Annotated in this window: 17 protein-coding genes, 1 tRNA gene and 1 rRNA gene; 15 read left to right on the forward strand and 4 right to left on the reverse strand. The window is 71.0% G+C overall.

All coding sequences use genetic code 11. The features are described 5' to 3' along the window. Positions 1-7 precede the first annotated feature (7 nt). The 3 genes from rrf (at position 8) to JXZ78_RS36650 (ending at position 1,124) form a co-directional block, all read left to right on the forward strand. Positions 8-124, forward strand: a 5S ribosomal RNA gene (gene rrf, locus JXZ78_RS36640). Between the two features lie 115 nt (positions 125-239). After that, on the forward strand, positions 240-938 hold the full coding sequence (locus JXZ78_RS36645) for a DegT/DnrJ/EryC1/StrS family aminotransferase (RefSeq protein WP_030024626.1): 699 nt from the start codon (positions 240-242) through the stop codon (positions 936-938). A 110-nt stretch (positions 939-1,048) separates the two neighbouring features. Then, a tRNA-Thr gene (locus tag JXZ78_RS36650) sits at positions 1,049-1,124 on the forward strand. 70 nt (positions 1,125-1,194) lie between these two features. Here JXZ78_RS36650 and JXZ78_RS36655 read toward each other — a convergent pair. Beyond that, positions 1,195-3,867: a SpoIIE family protein phosphatase gene (locus tag JXZ78_RS36655; RefSeq protein ID WP_372498478.1), complete on the reverse strand. Its 2,673-nt coding sequence runs from the start codon at positions 3,865-3,867 to the stop codon at positions 1,195-1,197. Between the two features lie 257 nt (positions 3,868-4,124). Between JXZ78_RS36655 and JXZ78_RS36660 the strand changes: the two genes are divergently transcribed. From JXZ78_RS36660 to JXZ78_RS36715, 12 genes are all read left to right on the forward strand, one after another. After that, a complete protein-coding gene (locus JXZ78_RS36660) occupies positions 4,125-9,635 on the forward strand; it encodes a HAMP domain-containing protein (protein WP_238783629.1) in 5,511 nt (1,836 codons plus the stop codon). A 253-nt stretch (positions 9,636-9,888) separates the two neighbouring features. Then, positions 9,889-10,548: a response regulator gene (locus tag JXZ78_RS36665; protein WP_030024631.1), complete on the forward strand. Its 660-nt coding sequence runs from the start codon at positions 9,889-9,891 to the stop codon at positions 10,546-10,548. Between the two features lie 226 nt (positions 10,549-10,774). After that, positions 10,775-13,585 carry a DNA translocase FtsK gene (locus JXZ78_RS36670; protein ID WP_030024632.1) on the forward strand — a complete coding sequence of 937 codons (2,811 nt, stop codon included), beginning with the start codon at positions 10,775-10,777 and terminating at the stop codon, positions 13,583-13,585. A 328-nt stretch (positions 13,586-13,913) separates the two neighbouring features. Then, a complete protein-coding gene (locus tag JXZ78_RS36675; RefSeq protein ID WP_030024634.1) occupies positions 13,914-14,729 on the forward strand; it encodes a helix-turn-helix domain-containing protein in 816 nt (271 codons plus the stop codon). Positions 14,730-14,831: 102 nt separating this feature from the next. Further along, complete coding sequence (gene rimO / locus JXZ78_RS36680) at positions 14,832-16,325, forward strand: 30S ribosomal protein S12 methylthiotransferase RimO (RefSeq protein WP_030024635.1); 1,494 nt, start codon at positions 14,832-14,834, stop codon at positions 16,323-16,325. Then, positions 16,322-17,065: a CDP-diacylglycerol--glycerol-3-phosphate 3-phosphatidyltransferase gene (gene pgsA, locus JXZ78_RS36685; protein ID WP_030024636.1), complete on the forward strand. Its 744-nt coding sequence runs from the start codon at positions 16,322-16,324 to the stop codon at positions 17,063-17,065. The genes rimO and pgsA overlap by 4 nt, the downstream gene beginning before the upstream one ends. A gap of 162 nt (positions 17,066-17,227) precedes the next feature. After that, entirely contained in the window at positions 17,228-17,773 is a 546-nt protein-coding gene (locus JXZ78_RS36690) for a CinA family protein (protein ID WP_050503045.1), read from the forward strand. A 109-nt stretch (positions 17,774-17,882) separates the two neighbouring features. Further along, positions 17,883-18,266, forward strand: a complete 384-nt coding sequence (locus JXZ78_RS36695; RefSeq protein ID WP_030024638.1) for a helix-turn-helix domain-containing protein — start codon at positions 17,883-17,885, stop codon at positions 18,264-18,266. A gap of 368 nt (positions 18,267-18,634) precedes the next feature. Beyond that, positions 18,635-19,105, forward strand: coding sequence for a Dps family protein (locus tag JXZ78_RS36700; protein WP_030024639.1), 471 nt, complete (start codon positions 18,635-18,637; stop codon positions 19,103-19,105). Between the two features lie 160 nt (positions 19,106-19,265). Then, entirely contained in the window at positions 19,266-19,448 is a 183-nt protein-coding gene (locus tag JXZ78_RS36705) for a hypothetical protein (RefSeq protein WP_030024640.1), read from the forward strand. Positions 19,449-19,572: 124 nt separating this feature from the next. After that, positions 19,573-19,992: a PPOX class F420-dependent oxidoreductase gene (locus tag JXZ78_RS36710; protein WP_030024642.1), complete on the forward strand. Its 420-nt coding sequence runs from the start codon at positions 19,573-19,575 to the stop codon at positions 19,990-19,992. 121 nt (positions 19,993-20,113) lie between these two features. Then, entirely contained in the window at positions 20,114-20,308 is a 195-nt protein-coding gene (locus JXZ78_RS36715) for a hypothetical protein (RefSeq protein ID WP_208870247.1), read from the forward strand. A gap of 99 nt (positions 20,309-20,407) precedes the next feature. Here the strand turns inward: JXZ78_RS36715 and JXZ78_RS36720 are convergent, their stop codons facing one another. The 3 genes from JXZ78_RS36720 to JXZ78_RS36735 all read right to left on the reverse strand — a co-directional run bounded on the left by JXZ78_RS36720 (position 20,408) and on the right by JXZ78_RS36735 (position 23,811). Further along, a complete protein-coding gene (locus tag JXZ78_RS36720) occupies positions 20,408-20,917 on the reverse strand; it encodes a hypothetical protein (RefSeq protein ID WP_030024644.1) in 510 nt (169 codons plus the stop codon). Positions 20,918-20,997: 80 nt separating this feature from the next. Further along, the gene (hemC, locus tag JXZ78_RS36725; protein WP_030024646.1) at positions 20,998-22,056 is read right to left on the reverse strand and encodes a hydroxymethylbilane synthase; all 1,059 of its coding nucleotides are present in this window, start codon (positions 22,054-22,056) and stop codon (positions 20,998-21,000) included. 918 nt (positions 22,057-22,974) lie between these two features. Continuing rightward, entirely contained in the window at positions 22,975-23,811 is an 837-nt protein-coding gene (locus JXZ78_RS36735) for an Fpg/Nei family DNA glycosylase (protein ID WP_050502507.1), read from the reverse strand. Positions 23,812-23,897: the final 86 nt, after the last annotated feature.

Genomic DNA, 23,897 nt, shown 5'->3' on the forward strand with positions numbered 1-23,897 from the left:
ATAGTGTTTCGGTGGTCATAGCGTTAGGGAAACGCCCGGTTACATTTCGAACCCGGAAGCTAAGCCTTTCAGCGCCGATGGTACTGCAGGGGGGACCCTGTGGGAGAGTAGGACGCCGCCGAACAATCTTTCAGCTCCGGTCCCTGAACCTTCTGGTTCAGGGACCGGAGCTTTTTTGTTCTTGTGGTGCAGTGCGGCGCGTTACTTCATGTTCACTTCAAGTGGTCAGGCTCCGTGGCATGGGGACAGTCGAAACGCTCAGGTCGGCCGGTGTCCGCGCGGGCGACGAGGTGGTGGTGCCGGCGTACGGCAGCCCTGAAGTCACCGAGGCCGTCGTGGAGCTGGGCGCGCTGCCGGTCTTCGCCGACGTGGACGCGGACAGTTTCTGCCTCGACCCGGCCGCGGTGGCCGACGCCGTCACCCCGCGCACGGCTGCCGTCGTCGCCGTACACCGCTTCGGCCGGCCGGCGGACATGGGCTGGATACGGGAGACCGGGCGGCGGCACGGGCTGCTGGTCGTCGCCGCCGACGAGCCCGGTGCCGGGCGGGCGGACCAGGGCGACGTACAGCGCCGACAGGACCGCGCCGCTTACCTGAACGGGCGGCTGACCGGCGTCCTGACGCCGCCCGCCGTCGCGGGCCACACCTACGAGCAGTACGTCGTGCGGGTGCCGGGCAACGGACGGCCGGACCGGGACGCCTTCGCGCGGGCGCTGCGCTCCCGGGGCGTCGCCTGCCGCGTCCCCGTACAGGCGCCGGTGTACCGCTTGCCGGGGCTGCGTCGGGACGTGTTCCTGCCGCAGACGGAGCGGGCCGTGGACGAGACGCTCGCACTGCCGGTGCGCCCCGAACTGTCGCGACGCGAATTGCAGAAGATGGCCGGCGCGTGCAACGCGCTCGGCGGACTGCTGCGGCCGATGCTGCAACCAGCGTTCTGAAAAATCCCTTTTGCGGGGGAGTGGCGGGCGGTCAGCGGGCACTCTTCCGGGTGAGCGTTCCTTGATTCGGTTTATCGGACGAGTTCGGGTAGAGTTTTCCTCGTTGCTGCGCCCCAATAGCTCAGTCGGCAGAGCGTCTCCATGGTAAGGAGAAGGTCTACGGTTCGATTCCGTATTGGGGCTCCAGAGGGAAAGGCCCCCGCCGTACGGCGGGGGCCTTTTTCGTTGCCGGAAAAGGCCCGTCGGGCCCCCGGGGTCACGCGTCGAGCGGGACCTCGGGGACACGCATGGCGAGGATGGCCATGTCGTCGGACGCCGGTTCGGCGGCGAAGCGCTCCACAGCGCGCAGGATGCGCGCGGCCACGGCGCCGGCGGTCAGACCTGTACAGGTCGTCAGCACGTCGGTGAGACCGTCGTCACCCAGCATCCGGGTGCCCTCGCGGCGCTCGGTGACGCCGTCGGTGACGCAGAGCAGGACGTCGCCCGGATCGAGCGTGACGGTCTGCTCGTACAGCTCCAGGTCGTCCATGACGCCCAGCAGGGGCTGCGGCTCGGCGGCCGGCTCGACCGTGCCGTCCTGGCGCAGGCGCAGCGGCAGCGGATGGCCCGCGCAGACGACCTTCAGGACGGCGCTGCCGTCGCGCTGCGGCCACAGCTCGCCGTAGAGCAGCGTCAGGAAGCGGCTGCGGGCTCCCTCGTCGAGGATCGCGGCGTTCAGGCGCTCCAGGACGGCGGGGCCGCCGAAGCCCTCCCGGGCGAGCAGGCGCAGGGCGTGCCGGGCCAGGCCGGTGACCGCGGCGGCCTCCGGGCCCGTACCGCAGACGTCGCCGATGGCGAAGCCGTACGCGCCGTCGCGGATCGGGAAGAGGTCGTAGAAGTCGCCGCCGACCTCGTTGCCCTCGCCGGCCGCGCGGTAGATGACCTCGACCTCGACGCCCGGGACCTCGGGCAGCTCCGGCGGGAGCAGGCTGCGCTGGAGGGACTGGCTGATGGCCGTGCGCTCCGAGTACAGGCGCGCGTTGTCCAGGGCGAGTGCGGCCCGCCGGGAGAGGTCCTCGGCGAGTTCCAGGATCTCCTGGCGGAAGTGTTCCTCGCTGGGCTTGCCGAGGGTGAGCATGCCGATGACACGGTTGCGGGCGACCAGGGGCAGGACGACGGTCTCGCCGCCCACCGCGGAGGCGGTGGCGAGGGTGGCGCCGGGGCCCTTGGAGGGGCGGGCCGAGTTGCCGAGGCCCAGGCTGCGCAGGGAGGTGCGCAGGGCCGCGTCGTGGGCGGCGTCGGTCGGCGCGTTCCAGAGGCGGGCGCCGGGGGTGGGCACCGGCTCCGGCGGGTCGACCTTCATCAGGAGCGACTTGAGGCCGTCGATGCGGTCCTCGTCCTCGTGCAGCACGTAGGACAGCTCCGGCTCGGACGCCTGGTCGGCGACGGTGTAGACGGCGCACCAGGTGGCGAGGGTGGGGACGGTCATCTGGGCCATCAGGGCCAGCGTCTGGTCCCGGTCGAGGGTGCCGGCCAGCAGGTCGGAGGCCTCGACGAGGAAGGAGAGGGAGCCGCGGCGCAGGCGTTCCAGTTCGGTCAGGCGGGCCCGTTCGACGGCCAGGGCGATGCGGTCGGCGGCGAACTGGAGGCGCAGGGCCTCCTCGTTCGTGTAGCGGCCGGGGGCTTCGGCGGCGACGCCCAGGGAGCCGGTGAGGCGGCCCTCGACCTTCAGGGGGACCGTGACGACCGAGCGCATGCCGGTGCCGGAGAGCAGCGGTACGGCGCCCGGTACGGCGGTCAGGTCCTCGTGGACGGCCGGCATCCGGGCGGAGCCGTACCGTCCGGAGCCCGCCTCGACCGGGACGCGGGCGAAGCGCTGGCGGGCGGAGGGCAGGCCGGTGGAGGCCCGTACCTCCAGTTCGGTCTCGTCGTCGGTGGCCAGCAGGAGGTACGCGGCGTCGCCGTCGAGCATGTCGCGGGCGCGTTCGACCGTGCGCTGGAGCAGGCCGTCCAGGTCGTCGGGGGCCGGCGAGCCGATGAAGACCTCGAACGGGTCGGCGGGGCCGCGGCCCTCGGACGGCTGGGCCGCCTGGTCGGGGGCGGGGGTGCGCAGCGGGCTCTGCAGGACGGCGCGCTCGTGGTCGCGCACCAGGAGGCAGACCGTGTACGGCTCGCCGTCGGCGTCGCGGACGCGCAGGTGGGAGGCGTACACCGGGACGACCCGGCCGTCCGCGCCCCGTATGCCGTACGAGCCCTCCCAGCGGGAGAGCAGCAGCGCCTCGGCGATGCCGGTGCCCGTGCCGGGGGTGTGCGGCCAGGCGGCGAAGTCGGTGAGGGGTTTGCCGACGACCTGCTCGGGGTCGTAGGCGAAGAGGTCCCGCGCGTCCTCGTTCCAGAAGCTGATGCAGCCGCCGCGGTCGATCTGGACGACGGCGACGCGGACCCGGCTGTCGGCGACCGGCAGGGCGTCCACGGGCAGGGCGGGGCCCGCCGAGCGGGTGCCGGCCGGGCGCTCGGGCAGGTCGAGCTGGAACCAGACGTGCTTCTGGGAGGCGGTGTACTCCACGCCCCAGCGGCTGGCCAGCGCGCCGCACAGCAGCAGTCCGCGGCCGCCCTCGCGATCCGGATGGGCGAACGCGCGCCCGGCGTTCTGGAGCGGGATCTCCCGTTCCGGATAGCGGTCCGCGACCTCGATGCGCACGCCGCCGTCCGTGCGCAGGCACAGTACGTCGGCGGCGGTGCCCGCGTGGACGACGGCGTTGGTGACCAGTTCGCTGGTCAGGACGACGGCGTCGTCGACGATGTCGCCGTAGCCCCAGCCCTGGAGGGTGTCGCGCACGAAGGCGCGGGCGGTGGCGACCGAGCGGCCGACCGGCTCGAACGTGGCAGCGGCCCGCGCGGTGATCACTGGTCTCCTCATGCGTGTGTCGGTGATCTGCTCTCCCACCATGGCGGCGCCCCTCCGAAAGCCTGGTGTGCTCCCCACTGCCCGTGCTGGACGGCCGGGGCGGGTGGACAGCCGGATGCCAGGTTACTTACCTTCGCCGCGCGTGCGGATGCCGGTCACGTCTGTTTGCGCCCCGATCGTGCTTCGGGACGGTATGCGATGCTGCCGAACTGTTATGGCCTGGTTGGGCCATGGTGAAACACTGGGCAAGCTCAAAGAGAAGGCCCGGGTAGAACGGTCGACCCTGCGGGAGGGACACGGTGGAGTCTGGCGCAGCGGCGCGGGGCACGAGCACGCGCGCGAAAGGCGGACGTTCCCGGAGCAACGGGACGACTGAGGTGGATACGGCTGCGCTGAACCGGCTGCTGGCTGCTCTCGTCTCGATGCGGGACGGGAATTTCCGTAAGCGGCTGACGGTCTCCGGTGACGGAGCGATGTCGGAGATCGCCGCTGTCTACAACGAGGTGGCGGACCGCAATCTGCACCTGACGGGAGAGCTGGCGCGGGTGCGCCGGGTCGTCGGCCGTGAGGGAAAACTCACGGAACGGCTGGAGGCCGGCGCCTGTGAGGGCTCCTGGGCCGCGGCCATCGACGCCTCGAACGCCCTGGTCGACGATCTCGTACGGCCGGTGTCCGAGGTGGGCCGGGTGCTCTCCGCGGTGTCCGAGGGCGACCTGGAACAGCGGATGGACCTGCGCTCGCGCGGTACGGACGGGACCTCGGCGCATCCGCTGCGCGGGGAGTTCCTGAAGGTCGGCCGTACGGTCAACGGTCTGGTGGACCAGCTGTCGGCCTTCACCGACGAGGTGACGCGGGTCGCCAGCGAGGTCGGTACGGAGGGCAAGCTCGGCGGGCAGGCGCGGGTGCGCGGCATGTCCGGGTCCTGGAAGGACCTGACCGAGTCCGTCAACACGATGGCGTCCCGGCTGACGGCACAGGTGCGGGACATCGCGCTGGTCACCACGGCCGTCGCCAAGGGTGATCTGTCACGCAAGGTGACCGTGCATGTCGCCGGCGAGATGCTGGAGCTGAAGAACACCGTCAACACGATGGTGGACCAGCTCTCCTCCTTCGCCTCCGAGGTCACCCGGGTGGCGCGCGAGGTCGGTACGGAGGGCGAGCTGGGCGGCCAGGCGCAGGTGCCGGGTGTCGCGGGGGTCTGGAAGGACCTCACGGACTCCGTCAACCTGATGGCCGGCAACCTCACCGCCCAGGTGCGCGGGATCGCCCAGGTGACGACGGCGGTCGCCAACGGCGACCTGTCGCAGAAGGTCACGGTCAGCGCGCGCGGCGAGGTCGCGCAGCTGGCCGACACGATCAACACGATGACCGAGACGCTGCGTACGTTCGCGGACGAGGTCACCCGGGTCGCCAACGAGGTCGGGGCCGAGGGCCAGCTGGGCGGGCAGGCGCAGGTGCCGGGCGCCGCGGGGACGTGGAAGGACCTCACCGATTCGGTGAACAACGCCTTCCGCAACCTGACGGGGCAGGTCCGGGACATCGCGCAGGTGACGACGGCGGTGGCCAACGGTGATCTGTCGCAGAAGGTCACGGTCGACGTCGCGGGCGAGATGCTCGAACTGAAGAACACCGTGAACACGATGGTGGACCAGCTGTCCTCGTTCGGTGCCGAGGTGACGCGCGTCGCGCGGGAGATCGGCGTCGAGGGCGAGCTGGGCGGCCAGGCCGCCGTACCGGGTGCCGCGGGCACCTGGAAGGACCTCACGGACTCCGTGAACACGGCCTTCCGCAACCTCACCGGTCAGGTGCGCAACATCGCGCAGGTGACGACGGCGGTGGCCAACGGTGATCTGTCGCAGAAGGTCACCGTCGACGTGTCCGGCGAGATGCTCCAGCTGAAGAACACCGTGAACACGATGGTGGACCAGCTGTCCTCGTTCGCCGACCAGGTCACCCGGATGGCCCGGGACGTGGGCACGGAGGGCCGCCTCGGCGGTCAGGCCCGGGTGGACGGCGTCAGCGGTACGTGGAAGGAGCTGACCGACTCCGTCAACTTCATGGCGGGCAACCTGACGTCCCAGGTGCGGCAGATCGCCCAGGTGACGACGGCGGTCGCGCGCGGCGACCTGTCGCAGAAGATCGACGTGGACGCGCGCGGCGAGATCCTGGAGCTCAAGAACACCATCAACACGATGGTCGACCAGCTCTCGGCCTTCGCGGAACAGGTCACCAGAGTGGCCCGCGAGGTCGGTACGGACGGCAGGCTCGGCGGCCAGGCACAGGTGCCGGGCGTCGCGGGCGTCTGGCGCGATCTGACCGACTCGGTGAACGGCATGGCCGGCAACCTGACCGCCCAGGTGCGCAACATCGCGCAGGTCGCGACGGCGGTGGCCCGCGGTGACCTGTCGCAGAAGATCGACGTGGACGCCCGGGGCGAGATCCTGGAGCTGAAGAACACCCTGAACACGATGGTCGACCAGTTGTCGTCGTTCGCCGACCAGGTGACGCGCGTCGCCCGCGAGGTGGGCACCGAGGGCATCCTCGGCGGCCAGGCCGAGGTGCAGGGCGTCAGCGGTACGTGGAAGGACCTCACCCAGTCCGTCAACTTCATGGCGAACAACCTGACGTCCCAGGTGCGCAGCATCGGCGAGGTGACCACCGCGGTCGCGCGCGGCGACCTGTCGAAGAAGATCACCGTCGACGCCAAGGGCGAGATCCTTGAACTGGTCACGACCGTGAACACGATGGTCGACCAGCTGTCGCTCTTCGCCGAGCAGGTGCTGCGCGTCGCCCGTGAGGTGGGCACGGAAGGCCAGCTGGGCGGCCAGGCGCGGGTCCCCGGGGTCACCGGCATCTGGAAGGACCTGAGCGACAACGTCAACCTGATGGCCAACAACCTGACCATCCAGGTGCGCAACATCTCCCAGGTCTCGGCGGCGGTCGCCAACGGCGACCTGACCAAGAAGGTCACGGTCGAGGCGCGCGGCGAGGTCGCGCAGCTCGCCGACACGGTCAACACGATGGTCACGACGCTGTCGTCGTTCGCCGACGAGGTCACCAGGGTGGCCCGTGAGGTGGGCACCGACGGCATCCTGGGCGGCCAGGCCCGCGTACCCGGCGTCGCCGGTACGTGGAAGGACCTGACCGAGTCGGTGAACTCGATGGCCAACAACCTGACCGGCCAGGTGCGCAACATCGCGATGGTCACCACGGCCATCGCCAAGGGCGACCTGACCAAGAAGATCGACATCGACGCGCGGGGCGAGATCCTGGCCCTGAAGACGACCATCAACACGATGGTCGACCAGCTCTCCTCCTTCGCCGAGCAGGTCACCCGGGTGGCCCGTGAGGTGGGTACGGACGGCCAGCTGGGCGGCCAGGCCCAGGTGCGCGGCGTGGCCGGCACCTGGAAGGACCTGACGGAGTCGGTGAACGAGATGGCGGGCAACCTGACCCGTCAGGTGCGGGCGATCGCCGCCGTCGCCGCCGCGGTGACCCTGGGCGACCACAACGTCCGCATCGACGTGGACGCGGCGGGCGAGATCCTGGAGCTCCAGGACAACGTCAACACGATGATCTCCACGCTCCGCGAGACCACCCTGGCCAACGAGGAGCAGGACTGGCTCAAGGGCAACCTGGCCCGGATCTCCGGCCTGATGCAGGGCCGCCGCGACCTCAAGGACGTGGCGACGCTGATCATGAGCGAGCTGTCCCCGGCGGTCTCGGCGCAGCACGGCGCGTTCTTCCTCGCCGCGCAGCCCGGCGACAGCAACGAGATCGGCGCGGACGGCGGTGAGCCGGGCGCCTACGAGCTGCGGCTGATGGGCTCGTACGGCTACTCGATGGGCACCATGCCGACGACGTTCCGGCCGGGGGAGACCCTGATCGGCACGGCGGCGGCGGAGAAGCGCACGATCCTGGTGGAGAACGTGCCCTCCGGCTATCTGAAGATCGCCTCCGGGCTGGGCGAGGCGCCTCCGGCCAACGTGATCGTGCTGCCGGTGCTCTTCGAGGACAAGGTGCTCGGCGTGATCGAGCTGGCCTCCTTCCAGCCGTTCACCCAGATCCAGAAGGATTTCCTCAGCCAGATCGCGGAGATGATCGCGACCAGCGTCAACACCATCTCCGTCAACACCAAGACCGAGGTGCTGCTCAAGCAGTCGCAGGAACTGACCGAACAACTCAAGGAGCGTTCGGGCGAGTTGGAGAGCCGCCAGAAGGCGCTGGAGCTGTCCAACTCCGAACTGGAGGAGAAGGCCGAGCAACTGCGCGCGCAGAACCGTGACATCGAGGTGAAGAACACCGAGATCGAGGAGGCGCGGCAGGTCCTGGAGGAGCGTGCCGAACAGCTCGCCGTCTCGATGCGCTACAAGTCGGAATTCCTGGCGAACATGTCGCACGAGCTGCGGACGCCGCTGAACTCGCTGCTGATTCTCGCCAAACTGCTCGCCGACAACGCGGAGGGGAATCTCTCCCCGAAGCAGGTCGAATTCTCCGAGACCATCCACGGCGCCGGTTCCGACCTGCTCCAGCTCATCAACGACATCCTGGACCTGTCGAAGGTCGAGGCGGGCAAGATGGACGTCAGCCCGACCCGGATCGCGCTGGTCCAGCTCGTCGACTACGTGGAGGCCACGTTCCGGCCGCTGACCGCGGAGAAGGGACTCGACTTCTCCGTACGGGTCTCCCCGGAGCTGCCCGCCACGCTGCACACCGACGAGCAGCGGCTGCTCCAGGTGCTGCGCAACCTGCTGGCCAACGCGGTAAAGTTCACCGACAGCGGCGCCGTCGAGCTGGTCATCCGGCCGGCCGGCGACGACGTGCCGACGGACATCCGTGAGCATCTGCTGGAGCACGGCGCGCTGCGCGAGCCGGACGCCGACATGATCGCGTTCTCGGTGACGGACACCGGTATCGGCATCGCGTCCAGCAAGATGCGGGTGATCTTCGAGGCGTTCAAGCAGGCGGACGGCACCACCAGCCGCAAGTACGGCGGTACGGGCCTGGGCCTGTCCATCAGCCGGGAGATCGCGCGGCTGCTCGGCGGCGAGATCCACGCTGCCAGTGAGCCGGGCCGCGGTTCGACCTTCACGCTCTACCTGCCGTACAACCCGGGCGGGCTGCCGCCGCAGGGCTACCCGCAGTTGGTCGCGGGCGGCCTCGCGATGGACGCCGAGGCGCGGGACGCGGAGCTCGGCCGGCAGGCCGCGGAGGAGGCCGTACAGGCCGGTGTCGCGCCGTCCCGGGGCAGCGGCCCGGGGATCGCCCGGCGTCGCCGCCGCCCGGTCGCCGTCGAGGCGCCGCGGCCGGAGCTGCCGGCCGCGCCCGTACCGGCGGCGCCGCGGCCCGCGGAGGAGCCCGCGCAGGCGTCCGTCGAGGAGCCCTGGATCGGCAACGGCCAGGACCTGGTGTCGGGCGGGTTCGACGGCGGGTTCCACGGCGAGAAGGTGCTGATCGTCGACGACGACATCCGTAACGTCTTCGCGCTGACCAGCGTGCTGGAGCAGAACGGGCTGTCGGTGCTGTACGCGGAGAACGGCCGGGAGGGCATCGAGGTCCTGGAGCAGCACGACGACGTGGTGCTCGTCCTGATGGACATCATGATGCCGGAGATGGACGGCTACGCGACCACGGCCGCGATCCGGCGGATGCCGCAGTTCGCCGGGCTGCCGATCATCGCGCTGACCGCGAAGGCGATGAAGGGCGACCGGGAGAAGAGCATCGAGTCCGGGGCGTCCGACTACGTGACCAAGCCGGTGGACACCGACCACCTGCTGACGGTGATGGAGCAATGGATGCGCACGCGGTGACACGTTCGTCAAATGAGGCTCGTAAGGTTCCCCGCATGTTGACTCAGTGTGGCCGGCCACGTGTGGGAGAGCGGTATTCGGGGAACCTTCTGGTCTCTCACTGCGTTTGTGCTACGTGCACAGTGACATCACGGTGACAGGGTGTGGCGACAGGCGGGGTGCGGCTACGATGACCGGCACAAGGACGGGCGGCACGACAGAGCCGTCCCCTGGGGCGGCGTCCGGTTCATTGCCGGGGCGAGGAGGACGGGCCATGGTGCAGAAGGCCAAGATCCTCCTGGTCGATGACCGGCCGGAGAATCTGCTGGCGCTGGAGGCGATCCTCTCCGCGCTCGATCAGACACTGGTGCGGGCATCGTCCGGGGAGGAAGCGCTCAAGGCACTGCTCACCGACGATTTCGCGGTGATCCTGCTCGACGTGCAGATGCCGGGGATGGACGGGTTCGAGACGGCCGCGCACATCAAGCGGCGCGAACGGACGCGGGACATCCCGATCATCTTCCTGACCGCCATCAACCACGGCCCGCACCACACCTTCCGTGGTTACGCGGCGGGTGCGGTCGACTACATCTCCAAGCCGTTCGACCCGTGGGTGCTGCGCGCCAAGGTCTCGGTCTTCGTCGAGCTGTACATGAAGAACTGTCAACTGCGGGAGCAGGCGACGCTGCTGCGGCTCCAGCTGGAGAGCGGCCGTGCCGCGGCGGACGAGGCCAGGGAGCCCGCCGGGCTGCTCGCCGAGCTGTCCGCCCGGCTCGCGGCCGTGGAGGAGCAGGCCGAGGCGCTGTCCAAGCAGCTGGACGAGTCGGCGGACGCGGCGGCCATCGCGACCGCGGCCCATCTGGAGCGCAAGCTCACCGGACTGCGGCGGGCGCTGGACGCCCTGGAGCCCGGCACGGGCAACGGCGCCTCCTGACACGGTGCCCTGCGGCGCCGTCAGGCGCCCCAGCGGCCCGCTGGGCGGCCTGCGGGCCGTGGCGGCGGGTTCCCGCCCCGGCGCGCCTCTGACGGGCCATCACCAGCCGTGTGCGGTGCCGGTGTCGTGAGCCGTCGGCGTGAAGTGTCCGGCGCGGAGCGCGACACGAATGGGTGAAGGGCCGAGCGCTCGTGTCACTGTGGCCGTCGCCTGTAATCTCGTCACCATGGCCTCACGTACGTCCGGCAAGGGTTCCCAGAGCACGGCGGGCCCCTCGAAGCAGCGCGCCGGACAGCCCGGAGGCGCCGCCAAGAAGGCCGCCGCGAAGAAAGCACCGGCGAAGAAGGCGCCGGCTCCGGCCAAGAGGGCGCCCGCCAAGAAGACCGCGCCGGCCAAGCGCGCGCCGGCGAAGAGAGCGGCCGCCAAGAAGGCGCCGCCGAGACCCGCGCCGTCGCCCACCGGCGGCGTCTACCGCCTGGTGCGGGCCTGCTGGCTCGGGCTGGCGCACGGCGTCGGCGCGCTGTTCCGCGGCTTCGGGCGCGGCGCGAAGAACCTGGACCCGGCGCACCGCAAGGACGGGCTCTCGCTGCTGCTCCTCGGCCTCGCCCTGGTCATCGCGGCGGGCACCTGGTCCAGCCTCAGCGGTCCGGTCGGCGACCTCGTCCAGCTGCTGATCACCGGCGCCTTCGGCCGGCTGGACCTGGTCGTGCCGATCCTCCTCGGCGGCATCGCGCTGCGGCTGATCCGGCACCCGGAGCAGCCCGAGGCCAACGGGCGGATCGTGATCGGGCTGTCCGCCCTGGTCATCGGCATCCTGGGGCAGGTCGCGATGGCCTGCGGGTCGCCGGGCCGGGGGGACGGCATAGCGGCCATGCAGGACGCCGGGGGCTATGTCGGCTGGGCCGCGTCCAAGCCGCTGATCTTCACCGTCGGGCAGACCCTGGCGGTGGCGCTGCTGGTGCTGCTCACCGTCTTCGGCCTGCTCGTCGTCACCGCCACACCCGTCAACGCCATCCCGCAGCGGCTGCGGCTGCTCGGTGCCCGGCTGGGTCTGGTCGAGGTGTACGAGCCCGAGCCGGTGGCCGTGGAGCCCGAGGAGTACGCCGAGGACTGGCGTGACCGGTCCGGGCGGGGCACGCGGCGTGCGACCGGGCCGGCTCCCGCGGACGATCCGGACGCCATAGAGGAGGCGGCGCTGGCCAAGCGCCGCCGCGGGCGCCGTACGCCCCTGCAGCCCGCCGACCGTCCCATGGACGCGGTCGACGTGGCCGCGGCGGCCGCCGCCTCGCTGGACGGGGCCGTCCTGCACGGCGTCCAGCCCTCGCCCCTGGTCGCCGACCTCAGCAGCAGCATCTCCGGCGAGCGCCGGGACGGTGAGCACCGCGACGACGAGCGGCCCACCGCCGGCAAGAAGCAGGACAGCGGCGCGGTGCCGCCCGCCCGCGGCCCGGGCCAGGGCGGCGGGGACAAGCACTCGGGCCCGGTGCCGGACTTCACGAAGGCCGCGCCGGAACCGTCCGGCGAGCTGCCCCCGCGGGCCGAGCAGATGCTGCTGTCCAACGACATCACTTACGCCCTGCCGTCGCTGGACCTGCTCACCCGCGGCGGCCCCGGCAAGACCCGCAGCGCGGCCAACGACGCCGTCGTGGAGTCGCTGACCACCGTCTTCCAGGAGTTCAAGGTGGACGCGGCGGTCACCGGCTTCACCCGTGGCCCGACGGTCACCCGCTACGAGGTCGAACTGGGCCCCGCGGTGAAGGTCGAGAAGATCACCGCGCTGGCCAAGAACATCGCGTACGCGGTCGCCAGCCCGGACGTCCGGATCATCAGCCCGATCCCCGGCAAGTCCGCGGTCGGCATCGAGATCCCGAACAGCGACCGGGAGATGGTCAACCTCGGCGACGTGCTGCGCTCGGCGGAGTCGGCGGGCGAGGACCACCCGCTGCTGGTCGGCCTCGGCAAGGACGTCGAGGGCGGGTACGTCTCGGCCAACCTGGCGCGGATGCCGCACATCCTGGTGGCCGGCGCGACCGGCTCCGGCAAGTCGTCCTGCATCAACTGCCTGATCACCTCGGTGATGGCGCGCGCCACCCCCGACGAGGTGCGGATGGTGCTGGTCGACCCCAAGCGCGTCGAGCTGACCGCGTACGAGGGCATCCCGCACCTGATCACCCCGATCATCACCAACCCCAAGAAGGCCGCCGAGGCCCTGCAGTGGGTGGTGCGCGAGATGGACCTGCGCTACGACGACCTGGCGGCCTACGGCTACCGGCACATCGACGACTTCAACGCGGCCGTGCGCAGCGGCAAGGCGAAGCCGCCGGAGGGCAGCGAGCGCGACCTGTCGCCGTACCCGTACCTGCTGGTGATCGTGGACGAGCTGGCGGACCTGATGATGGTCGCGCCGCGCGACGTGGAGGACTCCATCGTCCGCATCACCCAGCTCGCGCGCGCCGCCGGCATCCACCTGGTGCTGGCCACCCAGCGCCCCTCGGTGGACGTGGTGACCGGTCTGATCAAGGCGAACGTGCCGTCCCGGCTGGCGTTCGCGACCTCCTCGCTCGCCGACAGCCGGGTCATCCTGGACCAGCCGGGCGCGGAGAAGCTCATCGGCAAGGGCGACAGCCTGTTCCTGCCGATGGGCGCGAACAAACCGGTGCGGATGCAGGGCGCGTTCGTCCAGGAGGACGAGGTCCAGCAGGTCGTCCAGCACTGCAAGGACCAGATGGCGCCGGTCTTCCGGGACGACGTCACCGTCGGCACGGCCAAGAAGAAGGAGATCGACGAGGACATCGGCGACGACCTCGACCTGCTGTGCCAGGCCGCTGAGCTGGTGGTCTCCACCCAGTTCGGGTCCACCTCCATGCTCCAGCGGAAGCTGCGGGTGGGCTTCGCCAAGGCCGGGCGGCTGATGGACCTGATGGAGTCGCGCAACATCGTCGGGCCGAGCGAGGGGTCGAAGGCGCGCGACGTCATGGTCAAGCCGGACGAGTTGGAGGGCGTACTGGCGGTCATCCGGGGGGAGACGCCTTCATAGCGGCCGATGTTCTCCGGAGCCGTCGTCCGGGTGCGTCACCCGGCGCGGGGTGACGGCGGCGGAAGTTCAGGAGCCGCGCTCCAAGTTCACTCGTACGGGCGGTCCGGAGCGGCTGTCGGAGATCGAAAGCAACCGTTTCCTCCGTCGCTACGTCACGTTGAGGGAGGTGGTGGAAGGATGATGCAGCCTCGGCAACCGGACCGGGCGTCCGGCGGCCTCACCCGGCCTTCTGATGGCGTACAAAGTCCGCTCTTCCGCTTGCCCGACCCTTTCGGTACACCCCTAGACTGAACCTCCAGCAGGTGGCTCACGCTCGAAAGGCGCCCACGTGTCCATCGGCAACTCCCCCGAAGACGACCGGCCCTCCATCGGCCACGCCATCCAGCAGGCCCGTATCGCGGCGGGACTGACCGTCGACGAGGTCAGTACCACCACCCGGGTGCGCGTGCCCATCGTGCAGGGCATCGAGCAGGACGACTTCTCAGGCTGCGGCGGCGACGTCTACGCGCGGGGGCACCTGCGCACCCTCGCGCGCGCCGTCGGCCTCGATCCGGAACCGCTGATCGCGCAGTTCGACGGGGACCGCGGCGGCCGCCCCGAGCCGACCCCCGCGGCGCCCCTCTTCGAGGCCGAGCGCATCCGGCCCGAGCGGGGCCGCCCGAACTGGACGGCGGCGATGGTCGCGGCCATCGTCGTGGTCGTCGGGTTCGTGGGCTTCACCCTTTTCAGCGGCGGCGGCAAGGGGAGCGCGGTCGCCGACGGGGAGAACACCGTGGCGCCGGTGCAGCCGACCAAGCCCGCCGCCGGCAAGTCCGGCAAGGCCGCCAAGCCCAGCACCGTCCCCGGCCCCGGGCCCTCGGAGAGCGCCATCGCGGGCGTACCGAAGGACAAGGTCACCATCAAGATCACCGCGAAGGACGGGCAGAGCTGGATCTCCGCCAAGGACGCCAACGGCCGGCTGCTGGAGGACGGCCTGCTCAAGAAGGGCGAGTCCAAGACCTTCACCGACAAGAAGCGGATCGACCTGGTCGTCGGCAACGCCGGGGTCGTGCAGCTGTTCGTCAACGGCAAGGAGGTCGAGAAGGTCGGCGACAAGGGAGCGGTCGAGCGGCTGAGCTACTCGGCGGGCCCGCAGGCGGGCTGACCAGGCCGGGACCGGGCCCGAGCCGGGCCGGGACCGGGGCACCGGCCGGCCCCGGCAACCCTGGCAGCGATGGAGGTTGCCGGGACAAAGTACGCTGACTCCATGCCCGAACGCCGTACCGTCGCCCTTGTCACTCTTGGCTGCGCCCGTAACGAGGTGGACTCGGAGGAGCTCGCAGGCCGCCTGGCAGCGGACGGCTGGGACCTCGTCGAGGACGCCGCCGATGCCGATGTCGCCGTCGTCAACACCTGCGGTTTCGTCGAGGCCGCCAAGAAGGACTCCGTCGATGCCCTGCTGGAGGCCAACGACCTGAAGGACCACGGCCGCACCCAGGCGGTGGTGGCCGTCGGCTGCATGGCCGAGCGGTACGGCAAGGAGCTGGCCGACGCCCTGCCGGAGGCCGACGGCGTCCTCGGCTTCGACGACTACAGCGACATCTCCGGGCGGCTGCAGACGATCCTGAGCGGCGGCAACGTCGAGGCGCACGCCCCGCGCGACCGCCGCAAGCTGCTGCCGATCAGCCCCGCCGAGCGCCAGGACGCCGCAGGCGTCGCCCTGCCCGGCCATGGCGCCGCGGAACCGGCTCCGGCCCCCGCGGACCTGCCGGAGGGCGTGGCGCCCGCCTCAGGGCCCCGTGCGCCGCTCCGGCGCCGGCTGGGCACCAGCCCGGTCGCCTCCGTGAAGCTGGCCTCCGGCTGTGACCGCCGCTGCTCCTTCTGCGCCATCCCGTCCTTCCGCGGCTCCTTCATCTCGCGCCGCCCCTCCGACGTGCTCGGCGAGACCCGCTGGCTGGCGGAGCAGGGCGTGAAGGAGATCATGCTGGTCTCCGAGAACAACACCTCCTACGGCAAGGACCTGGGCGACATCCGCCTGCTGGAGACGCTGCTGCCGGAGCTGGCCGCCGTCGACGGCCTGGAGCGCGTCCGGGTCAGCTACCTCCAGCCCGCCGAGATGCGCCCCGGCCTGATCGACGTGCTGACGGAGACCGACAAGGTCGCCCCGTACTTCGACCTGTCCTTCCAGCACTCGGCACCGGGTGTGCTGCGCGCCATGCGGCGCTTCGGCGACACCGACCGCTTCCTGGGCCTGCTGGAGCAGATCCGCGGGAAGGCGCCGCAGGCCGGTGCCCGCTCGAACTTCATCGTCGGCTTCCCCGGCGAGACCGAGGACGACGTCGCCGAGCTGGAGCGCTTCCTGACCGGGGCCCGGCTGGACGCGATCGGCGTGTTCGGCTACTCCGACGAGGACGGCACCGAGGCCGCCACGTACGAGAAGAAGGTCGACCCGGACGAGGTCGCCGAGCGCCTCGCGCACATCTCCCGGCTGGCCGAGGAGCTGACCGCGCAGCGCGCCGAGGAACGGCTGGGGGAGACCCTCAGCGTTCTGGTGGACAGCGTCGACGAGGAGGACGGGGTCGTGGGGCGCGCGGCGCACCAGGCCCCCGAGACCGACGGCGTCACCTTGCTGCGCACCTCACTCGATCTCGCGCCGGGTCGTATGGTCGAAGCAAAGGTCGTGTCCAGCGAGGGCGTCGACCTGGTGGCCGAGGTGCTGTCGGTGGACGGCGCGCCGTGTACTGAGGAGGCGGGCAGATGACCGGAGTCCCGGCTTCCGCGGCCGGTGGGCACCACCGCCCGGCGCCGGCCGTCCGGACGGCCGGACTGTGGAACATCGCCAACGTCCTGACCATGGTGCGGCTGCTGCTCGTACCGGCCTTCGTGATGCTGCTGATGCACGGCGACGGCTACGACCCGGCCTGGCGCTCGTTCGCCTGGGCGGCGTTCGCCATCGCCATGATCACCGACCTGTTCGACGGCCACCTGGCACGCCAGTACGACCTGGTGACGGACTTCGGGAAGATCGCCGACCCGATCGCGGACAAAGCGATCATGGGCGCAGCGCTGATCTGTCTGTCCATCCTGGACGACCTTCCCTGGTGGGTGACCGGCGTCATCCTCTTCCGGGAGCTGGGCATCACCCTGATGCGGTTCTGGGTGATCAAGCACGGGGTGATCCCCGCCAGCCGCGGCGGAAAGCTGAAGACCCTCGCCCAGGGCACCGCGGTCGGCATGTACGTGCTCATGCTGACCGGGCCGCTGGCGTCGTTCCGGTGGTGGGTGATGGCGGTCGCCGTGGCGCTGACCGTCGTGACCGGCCTGGACTACGTACGGCAGGCGGTCGTCCTGCGGCGCGCCGGGCTGGCCGAGGCGCGGGCCGTACAGGCCGAGGAGCGGGCCAGGACGGCCGCGGAGGCGCACGGCGACGGCCCTGCCGGGAGCGCGGGGGCCGCGGGCCGGTCCGGCGCCGTGGCGGACGACGGGAACTCCGTACGGTGAATCCGGAGCCGGCCGCCCGGGCGACCTTCCGAAGTGGCTGCGGAAATGCGCGCTGATACGGGCCGGAAGGCGGGCGGGGAAGCGGGCGGCGAGGCCGCCGACGCCCCTGACGCCTCTGACGCCTCGGACGCTTTTGACGTCCCCGAGGCCGTGCGTGCCTCGGTGGGCGAGGGGGACGGGGAGCCGACCGCCGAGGCGGCGTCCGCGGCGGCGCGGGTGCTCGACCTCCTCGCCGCGCGCGGGCAGAGCCTGGCCGTCGCCGAGTCGCTCACGGGCGGGCTGGTGGCCGGGGCGCTCACCGGGGTACCCGGAGCCTCCCGGGTCTTCCGGGGCTCCGTGACGGCGTACGCGACCGAGCTCAAACGGGACATTCTCCAGGTCGACGGGTTGCTGCTCGACGCGCGCGGAGCCGTGGACGCGGAGGTTGCCCGCCAGATGGCCCGTGGTGTAAGGCGTGTGCTGAGCGCGCACTGGGGTATCGCCACTACAGGGGTTGCCGGTCCGGACCCCCAGGACGGACAGCCCGTAGGCACCGTCTTCGTCGCGGCCGACGGCCCCGGCGGAGCGGGCGGTGTGCTGCGCCTCACGCTGGACGGCGACCGTCGGCGGATCCGCCGGGACACGGTGGCCGCGGCGCTCCGGCTGCTGGTGAGCCAACTGACAGAGAACGCGGCCGCACAGGATACGGAACAACGGGGGGAAAATTGATGTTTGCAGCCCTGAGTGAACACGAACTCGCGCCCCGCACGGCCGAGGCCCGAGGCGGTACGGTGGGGCGAGAAGGATCCGGATCCGAGGTCCGAGGAGGGAGCCAGCGATGATTCTGCTTCGTCGCCTGCTGGGTGACGTGCTGCGCCGACAGCGTCAGCGCCAGGGCCGCACCCTGCGCGAGGTCTCCTCCTCCGCCCGGGTGTCGCTCGGCTACTTGTCCGAGGTCGAACGGGGACAGAAGGAAGCCTCTTCCGAACTGCTCTCGGCGATCTGCGACGCGCTGGACGTGCGCATGTCCGAGCTCATGCGGGAGGTCAGCGACGAGCTGGCGCTCGCCGAGCTGGCGCGCTCCGCCGCCGCGAGCGACCCGGTGCCCGCACCGGTCCGCCCCAAGCTGAACTCGGTGTCCGTGACCTCGCTGGCCGGGGTGCCGGAGGACCGCGTGACGATCAAGGCTCCCGCGGAGGCCGTGGACGTCGTGGCGGCCTGAGGCCGTGGGCTCCGGGCCCTTCCGCGTCCGTCTGCCCGGGTGCCCCTCCCGAGTGCGCTGAGTGCGCCGAGCGCCTGTGAGGGCGTTACCGCGAGCTTCCTGAGCGCCGGTGAGTGCCGTACGCGCCCTGTGGGCTTTCCTGAACTTCCCTGACCCCCGTCCGGCGCCGCTGGGCGGGGGTCGCGGCGTCATGGGGCCGTGCGGTCCGAGTGCCCGGGGCGAAGGACGGGGGCGGCGAGGACCTTCGTCCTGAAGGTGAAGGGTCCGCGCATTACCGCAGCACATCTGGGTACCCGATCCGTACAGACAGGAACAATCGTTTGTACGACGGGCGAACGTATTCATTCGCCCTGAAAAGGAGTAAATGGATGTCTGTCGTCAAGAGCACGCTGTCCGACGACGCGCGCAAGGTGGTCGGGGAAGCACTGCAGGGAGCCCTCGTCGACCTGGTGGATCTCTCGCTCGTGGCGAAGCAGGTCCACTGGAACATCATCGGCCCGCGTTTCCGGTCCGTACATCTCCAGCTCGACGATGTCGTGGACACGGCCCGCGCCTACGCCGACACGGTGGCCGAGCGTGCCTCGGCGATCGGTGTCTCCCCGGACGGCCGGGCCGAGACGGTCTCGAAGACCAGCGGCATCGACACGGTGCAGGACAACTGGATCAAGGACGCCGAGGTCGTCCGGGTCGTGACCGACGCGCTCGGCGCCGTCATCGCCCGGATGCGTGAGCGCATCCGCGTCACGGACGAGCCCGACCCGGTCTCCCAGGACATCCTCATCGGCCTGACCGCCGACCTGGAGAAGCACCACTGGATGTTCCAGGCCGAGTCCGCCTGACCGGTCGTGGCCCTTCCCGGCCGGCCGGTCCGTATGCAGCGTGACCAGCCAACCAGTCTCTTCAGCGCCCCTCTGATGCCGTCAGGGGGGCGCTTGGGCGTTACGGGGAGCCGGCCGTCACGGGCCGGGTCCTCGGTCGTCACGGGCGGGGCCGGAGGCGGTGCCCTTCGAGGGTGACGACGAGGCCGTGGCGGGCGATCTCTGGTGCGCCAGCGCGGGCCCACCGCCGGTGGGCCGCCTCGATCCCGTCCCGGAGCCGGTGGGCGAGGAGAGCCGCGTGGAAGCCGGTGCCGGTGCCGATCTCCACTACGCGTTGCCCGTCGCCGAAGGCAGCGGACGGTGACGTGGCCGTGCGACCCGCGTGACGGAGTGCCGCGGTGGCGTGTCTGTGAATCGGGAAGGTGTGGGCGGACGATCATGTTGGGGAAACGAACGCCGGATCAGCAACGTACGGAGGAGTGTCCGCTATGTCGAAACCCCCGCTGCCGCAAGAGGCGGTCGCCATGCTGGAGAAGGCCAACCCGGCCGTCATCACGACCCTGCGGTCGGACGGTCAGCCGGTCTCCACGGCGACCTGGTACCTCTGGGACGACGGCCGGGTGCTCGTCAACATGGACGAGGGCCGCAAGCGCCTGCAGCACCTGCGGAACGACCCCCGGGTGACGATCACCATCCTCGACGAGTCGAGCTGGTACACCCACATCAGCATCATCGGCCGCGTCACCGAGTTCCGTGCGGACGAGGACCTGGCCGACATCGACCGGCTGGCTCGTCACTACCTCGACGATTCCTACCCGCAGCGCGACCGTGCCCGGGTCAGCGCCTGGATCGAGATCGACCGCTGGCACGGCTGGGGCACGCTCAAGGACAGCAGCCAGGCCGGCTGACGTTCCATGGGACGGACCTCCCCCGGGATGCGGGGGAGGTCTTGTGCCGAAGCTGTGCGTTTCTGCGTCCGGCCTACGGCCGGCACCTCAGCCGCAGCCGTGGACAGTGATCTTGTCGGGGGTGATGGTGCTCATGACTGGTGAGCCCTTGCGTGTGGCCCTTGCCGAGCTGCGGGAGTCGTTCGACGTGCTGCTGCGCCATGGCGAAGCCACGGCGGGCACCGAGGTGACCCTGGACAAGGAGTACTTCTGGTCCGTGCCTTTCCATCTGGTCCGGCTCGCTGATGTCCTGCGAGCGATCGGCCATGACCTCTGACCTACCCGGGGGCCGTGCGGACGCGGGAGTTACGACGGTGACCGCATCCGCCTGCGACACCGACCCTGGCCGGCAAGGTCAGAATCCACGGCTGGACCACTAGGCGGCGAGTTCGTACGCCTCCAGACGTTTGATCATTCGGCGGACCACCAGCAGGGGAATCACGCCGAAGACGCCGAACGACATGTCGATCAGCTGCCAGTAGAACGGAATTCCGCGGATCGAGCCGCAGATGAGGGCCAGTGGAATGATTCCCGCGCAGGCGATCATGCCGAAGTCGATGACCCAGATGTTGCGGACCGGATCGCGGAACGGGCCGTAGAACGCCACCGCGATGACCAGGTGGGCGAACGCCAGCCAGTCCGTTCCGTACAGCATGAACGGATACTTCGCGTCGGTCGCCTCCAGCCCCTCCCGGGCTCTGCCGATCCACTCCACCAGCCCCGGGAAATGCCCGGCGAGTGATGACGCGTCCGACCGCAGCAGTTCGTCGGCCCACCGGATTTCCGTGGCGAGCGGAAAAGCCGTCAGCCCGCTCAGTACGAGACCGATGATGAAGACGACAAGCCAGATACGAATACGGCGCCGAAGCGCCTTACGCCCCTCCATGATCGGGAGCGTACGCCTGTCTTCACCGGCCTTTCGGGCCGGGGTCGGTGTGCGAAATGCGGGAGGTGCGGGAAAGCGGTTCAGAGCGGGATTCCGGTGTCGATCAGGGAGCGGGCACCCTGGCTGAGGAGTTCGGTGGCGGCGTGCGCGCCGAGTGCCGCCGGGTCGTGCGGGGCGTCGCTGCACAGATGGACCTGCGCGAAGGCGGCGCCGTCCGGGGAGAAGACCATGCCGCGCAGGGAGAGCCGGCCGCCCGGGCCGGTGACGCAGTAGCCCGCGATGGGGCTGTTGCAGTGCCCGCGCAAGCCCTGGAGCATGACGCGTTCGGCGGTCGCCTCGGTGAGTGTGGGCTCGTGGTTGAGCTGTGCCAGCAGCGCGGCTACGGCGCTGTCGTCGCGGCGGCACTCCAGGGACAGGACACCGGCGCCGACGGCCGGCAGCAGTTCCTCGACCTCGAAGACCTGCCGCGCCCGGTGGCTCAGGCCGAGCCGCGCCAGTCCGGCACCCGCCAGGACCAGGGCGTCGAGGGTGGGGGGTTGGGTGGGGTTGGTGGTGGGACCTGTGGGGCGAGTGGGTTGATCGGGTTGATCGGGTTGAGAGGAGTCGGTGAGGGCGGTGGGGGTGTGATGCTTGCCGTCCAGGAGGTCGAGACGGGTGCCCACCGCGCCGCGTACGGGGATGATCCGCAGGTCGGGGCGGGTACGCAGGAGCTGGGCCCGGCGGCGTACGGAGGCGGTGCCGACCCGGGCGCCGGGCGGGAGCTCGTCGAGATGACGCACCGCCGAGTGGTCGGGGACGACCAGGACGTCGCGGGCGTCGGCGCGCTCCAGGTGGGCGGCGACGACCAGGCCCGCGCGGAGCGGCACATCGCCGGGCACGTCCTTGAGGCAGTGCAGCGCGAGATCGATGTCGCCGCTCTGCAACCGTGCGTCGAGCGCCTTCACGAACAGGCCCTTCCCGCCGATGCCGGACAGCTCGCCCTGCCAGAGATCGGCCTCGGTCCGGACCGGGACGGCCACGGTCCGCAGCCGCGGGTCGAGCTGGTGCAGCAGCTGGGTGACCTGGGCGGTCTGGGCGAGAGCCATGGGGCTCGTACGGGTTCCGATGCGCAGCTCGCGGGCGGGGAAATCGGTGCTCACGGGCGGCCTCCGTTCGGTGGATCTCGGGCGGTGCCCGCCGTCGGCGGTGATCATTCAGTGCAGCGTAGGAGACACCGGGCGACGGGCCGGGGAGGTGCGGGTTCGGGCTGGTGTACGGGGCGGAAGGCGGCGGGCGCGCCGGGGCGCGCGTCCGTCGGGCCGGGGGCCGGCCTCCGGGCGTCTGGATGCGGGCCGGGGGGTGGCGGGCGAAAATACCGGGAAGACAGAGATCCGTGAGAACGGGGTATGGACGAGCGGGCCCCGTCGAGATGTTCGCGCCGGTTGTGCCCCGGTGCGCCCTCCCGCTGGGCGGCTGCGTCCGTCTAGCGTCGGACGGAGGAGGCAGCCATGGCTAGGCACGACTTCTTCGCCCGGTTCGGCATATCTCCGGCCCGGCTGGCGGCCAGGGTTGCCGCCGCGGGTCTGTGGTGGTGGGCCGTACTGCGGCTGACGCTGTGGCCGGGCACACAAGGGATCGTCGAGGGAGCGGTGGCGGCCGGAGGGTGGGGGCTGAGCCTGTTGCCGGTGCACTGCGTGCCGTGGGCGGACCGGATGCGGGGGAGGGGCGCGGGCAGGGGACGGGGCGGCAGAGGTGGGAACGGGAACAGGGGCAGGAGGCCGGGTGGGCGGGGTCGGAGCTGGGGCCGGGAGCGGGGTGGGGGTTCCGGCGGCTGGTGGTAGGGGGAGAAGGGGGATGGGAGTGGGAGAGAGGGAAGGTCACCTGATTGGCCGAAGGGGCGGGAGGCCGGGCGGGCGGGGGTGCCGGGGGCGGCGCGGGGCAGCCGGGTGGCGGCGCGGTAGGGATTTCTTCCGTGACGTGACGTGACGTGACGGAGCGGGGCGTGGCGTGGCGGTGGCGGTGCTACGGGGTGACGAGGGCGGCGGCGCGTACGGGAAAGGGCACGAGGTGACGCGGCGTCAGGCGCCTTGCGCCGGAGCGGCCTTGTCGCCCTTCGACGCCGCCCCGTCCTCCTCCGGCTGGCAGGTGGGGCACCAGTAGGTGACGCGTTCCTGGGTGGGCGGGCCCTGTTCTCCCGTACGGATCGGTGTACCGCAGCGGAAGCAGGGGCGGCCCGCGCGGCCGTAGACCCACTGGCGGCGGTCCGGGCGGGCGCTCGGCGTCGTGACGCGGGCGAGGCGGTCCTTGTTGGCTTCCAGGAGCTTCTTGGCGAGGGTCGTCGCGCGTTCCGGCGTCGGCAGACGGCCGACCGGGAGCCAGGGGGAGGCGCGCAGCAGGAAGCACAGTTCGCACTTGAAGACGTTGCCGATGCCGGCCAGGTTGCGCTGGTCGAGCAGGGCCTCGCCGAGGGGGCGGGCGGGGTCGGCGAGCAGGCGGCGCAGGGCCTCGGCCGGGTCCCAGTCGGGGCCGAGCAGGTCGGGGCCCAGGTGGCCCACGGCGTCGTCCTCGTCGGCGGTGCGCAGGAGTTCGAGGACGGGGAGGCGGTAGCCGACGGCGGTGCGGTCGGCGGTGGCGAGGACCGCGCGGATCTGGTGGGCGGGGCCGCCCCGCCAGCGCTCGGCGGGCGCGTAGATCTTCCAGGCGCCGTCCATGCGCAAGTGGGAGTGGAGGGTCAGTCCGCCTTCGACGCGGGTGAGGAGGTGCTTGCCGCGCGGGACCACCTCCAGGACCGTACGGCCGGACAGGTCGGTGGTGGCGAGCTTCGGCACGCGCAGGTCGGATCGGGTCAGCGGCTTGCCGGCCAGCGCTTCGTGCAGACGGCGGGCGGTACGCCAAACGGTGTCGCCTTCGGGCATGGGGACATTGTGCCGGGTGGGGACGGGCTGCGGGCTGCGGGCTGCGGGCTGCGGGTGGAAGCCGGAAGAGGGGGCTGGATGTGGGG

The sequence above is a fragment of the Streptomyces monomycini genome, assembly GCF_022271435.1.
Classification (GTDB): Bacteria; Actinomycetota; Actinomycetes; order Streptomycetales; family Streptomycetaceae; genus Streptomyces; species Streptomyces monomycini.

Bases quoted from the DNA above. Each gene is read 5' to 3' on its own strand.
- JXZ78_RS36670 (WP_030024632.1), top strand. From the start codon at position 10,775: ATGGCCTCACGTACGTCCGGCAAGGGTTCCCAGAGCACGGCGGGCCCC.
- JXZ78_RS36655 (WP_372498478.1), bottom strand. From the start codon at position 3,867: ATGGTGGGAGAGCAGATCACCGACACACGCATGAGGAGACCAGTGATC.
- rimO (WP_030024635.1), top strand. From the start codon at position 14,832: ATGCCCGAACGCCGTACCGTCGCCCTTGTCACTCTTGGCTGCGCCCGT.
- JXZ78_RS36720 (WP_030024644.1), bottom strand. From the start codon at position 20,917: ATGGAGGGGCGTAAGGCGCTTCGGCGCCGTATTCGTATCTGGCTTGTC.
- JXZ78_RS36735 (WP_050502507.1), bottom strand. From the start codon at position 23,811: ATGCCCGAAGGCGACACCGTTTGGCGTACCGCCCGCCGTCTGCACGAA.
- JXZ78_RS36645 (WP_030024626.1), top strand. From the start codon at position 240: ATGGGGACAGTCGAAACGCTCAGGTCGGCCGGTGTCCGCGCGGGCGAC.
- JXZ78_RS36665 (WP_030024631.1), top strand. From the start codon at position 9,889: ATGGTGCAGAAGGCCAAGATCCTCCTGGTCGATGACCGGCCGGAGAAT.
- JXZ78_RS36700 (WP_030024639.1), top strand. From the start codon at position 18,635: ATGTCTGTCGTCAAGAGCACGCTGTCCGACGACGCGCGCAAGGTGGTC.
- JXZ78_RS36695 (WP_030024638.1), top strand. From the start codon at position 17,883: ATGATTCTGCTTCGTCGCCTGCTGGGTGACGTGCTGCGCCGACAGCGT.
- JXZ78_RS36710 (WP_030024642.1), top strand. From the start codon at position 19,573: ATGTCGAAACCCCCGCTGCCGCAAGAGGCGGTCGCCATGCTGGAGAAG.
- pgsA (WP_030024636.1), top strand. From the start codon at position 16,322: ATGACCGGAGTCCCGGCTTCCGCGGCCGGTGGGCACCACCGCCCGGCG.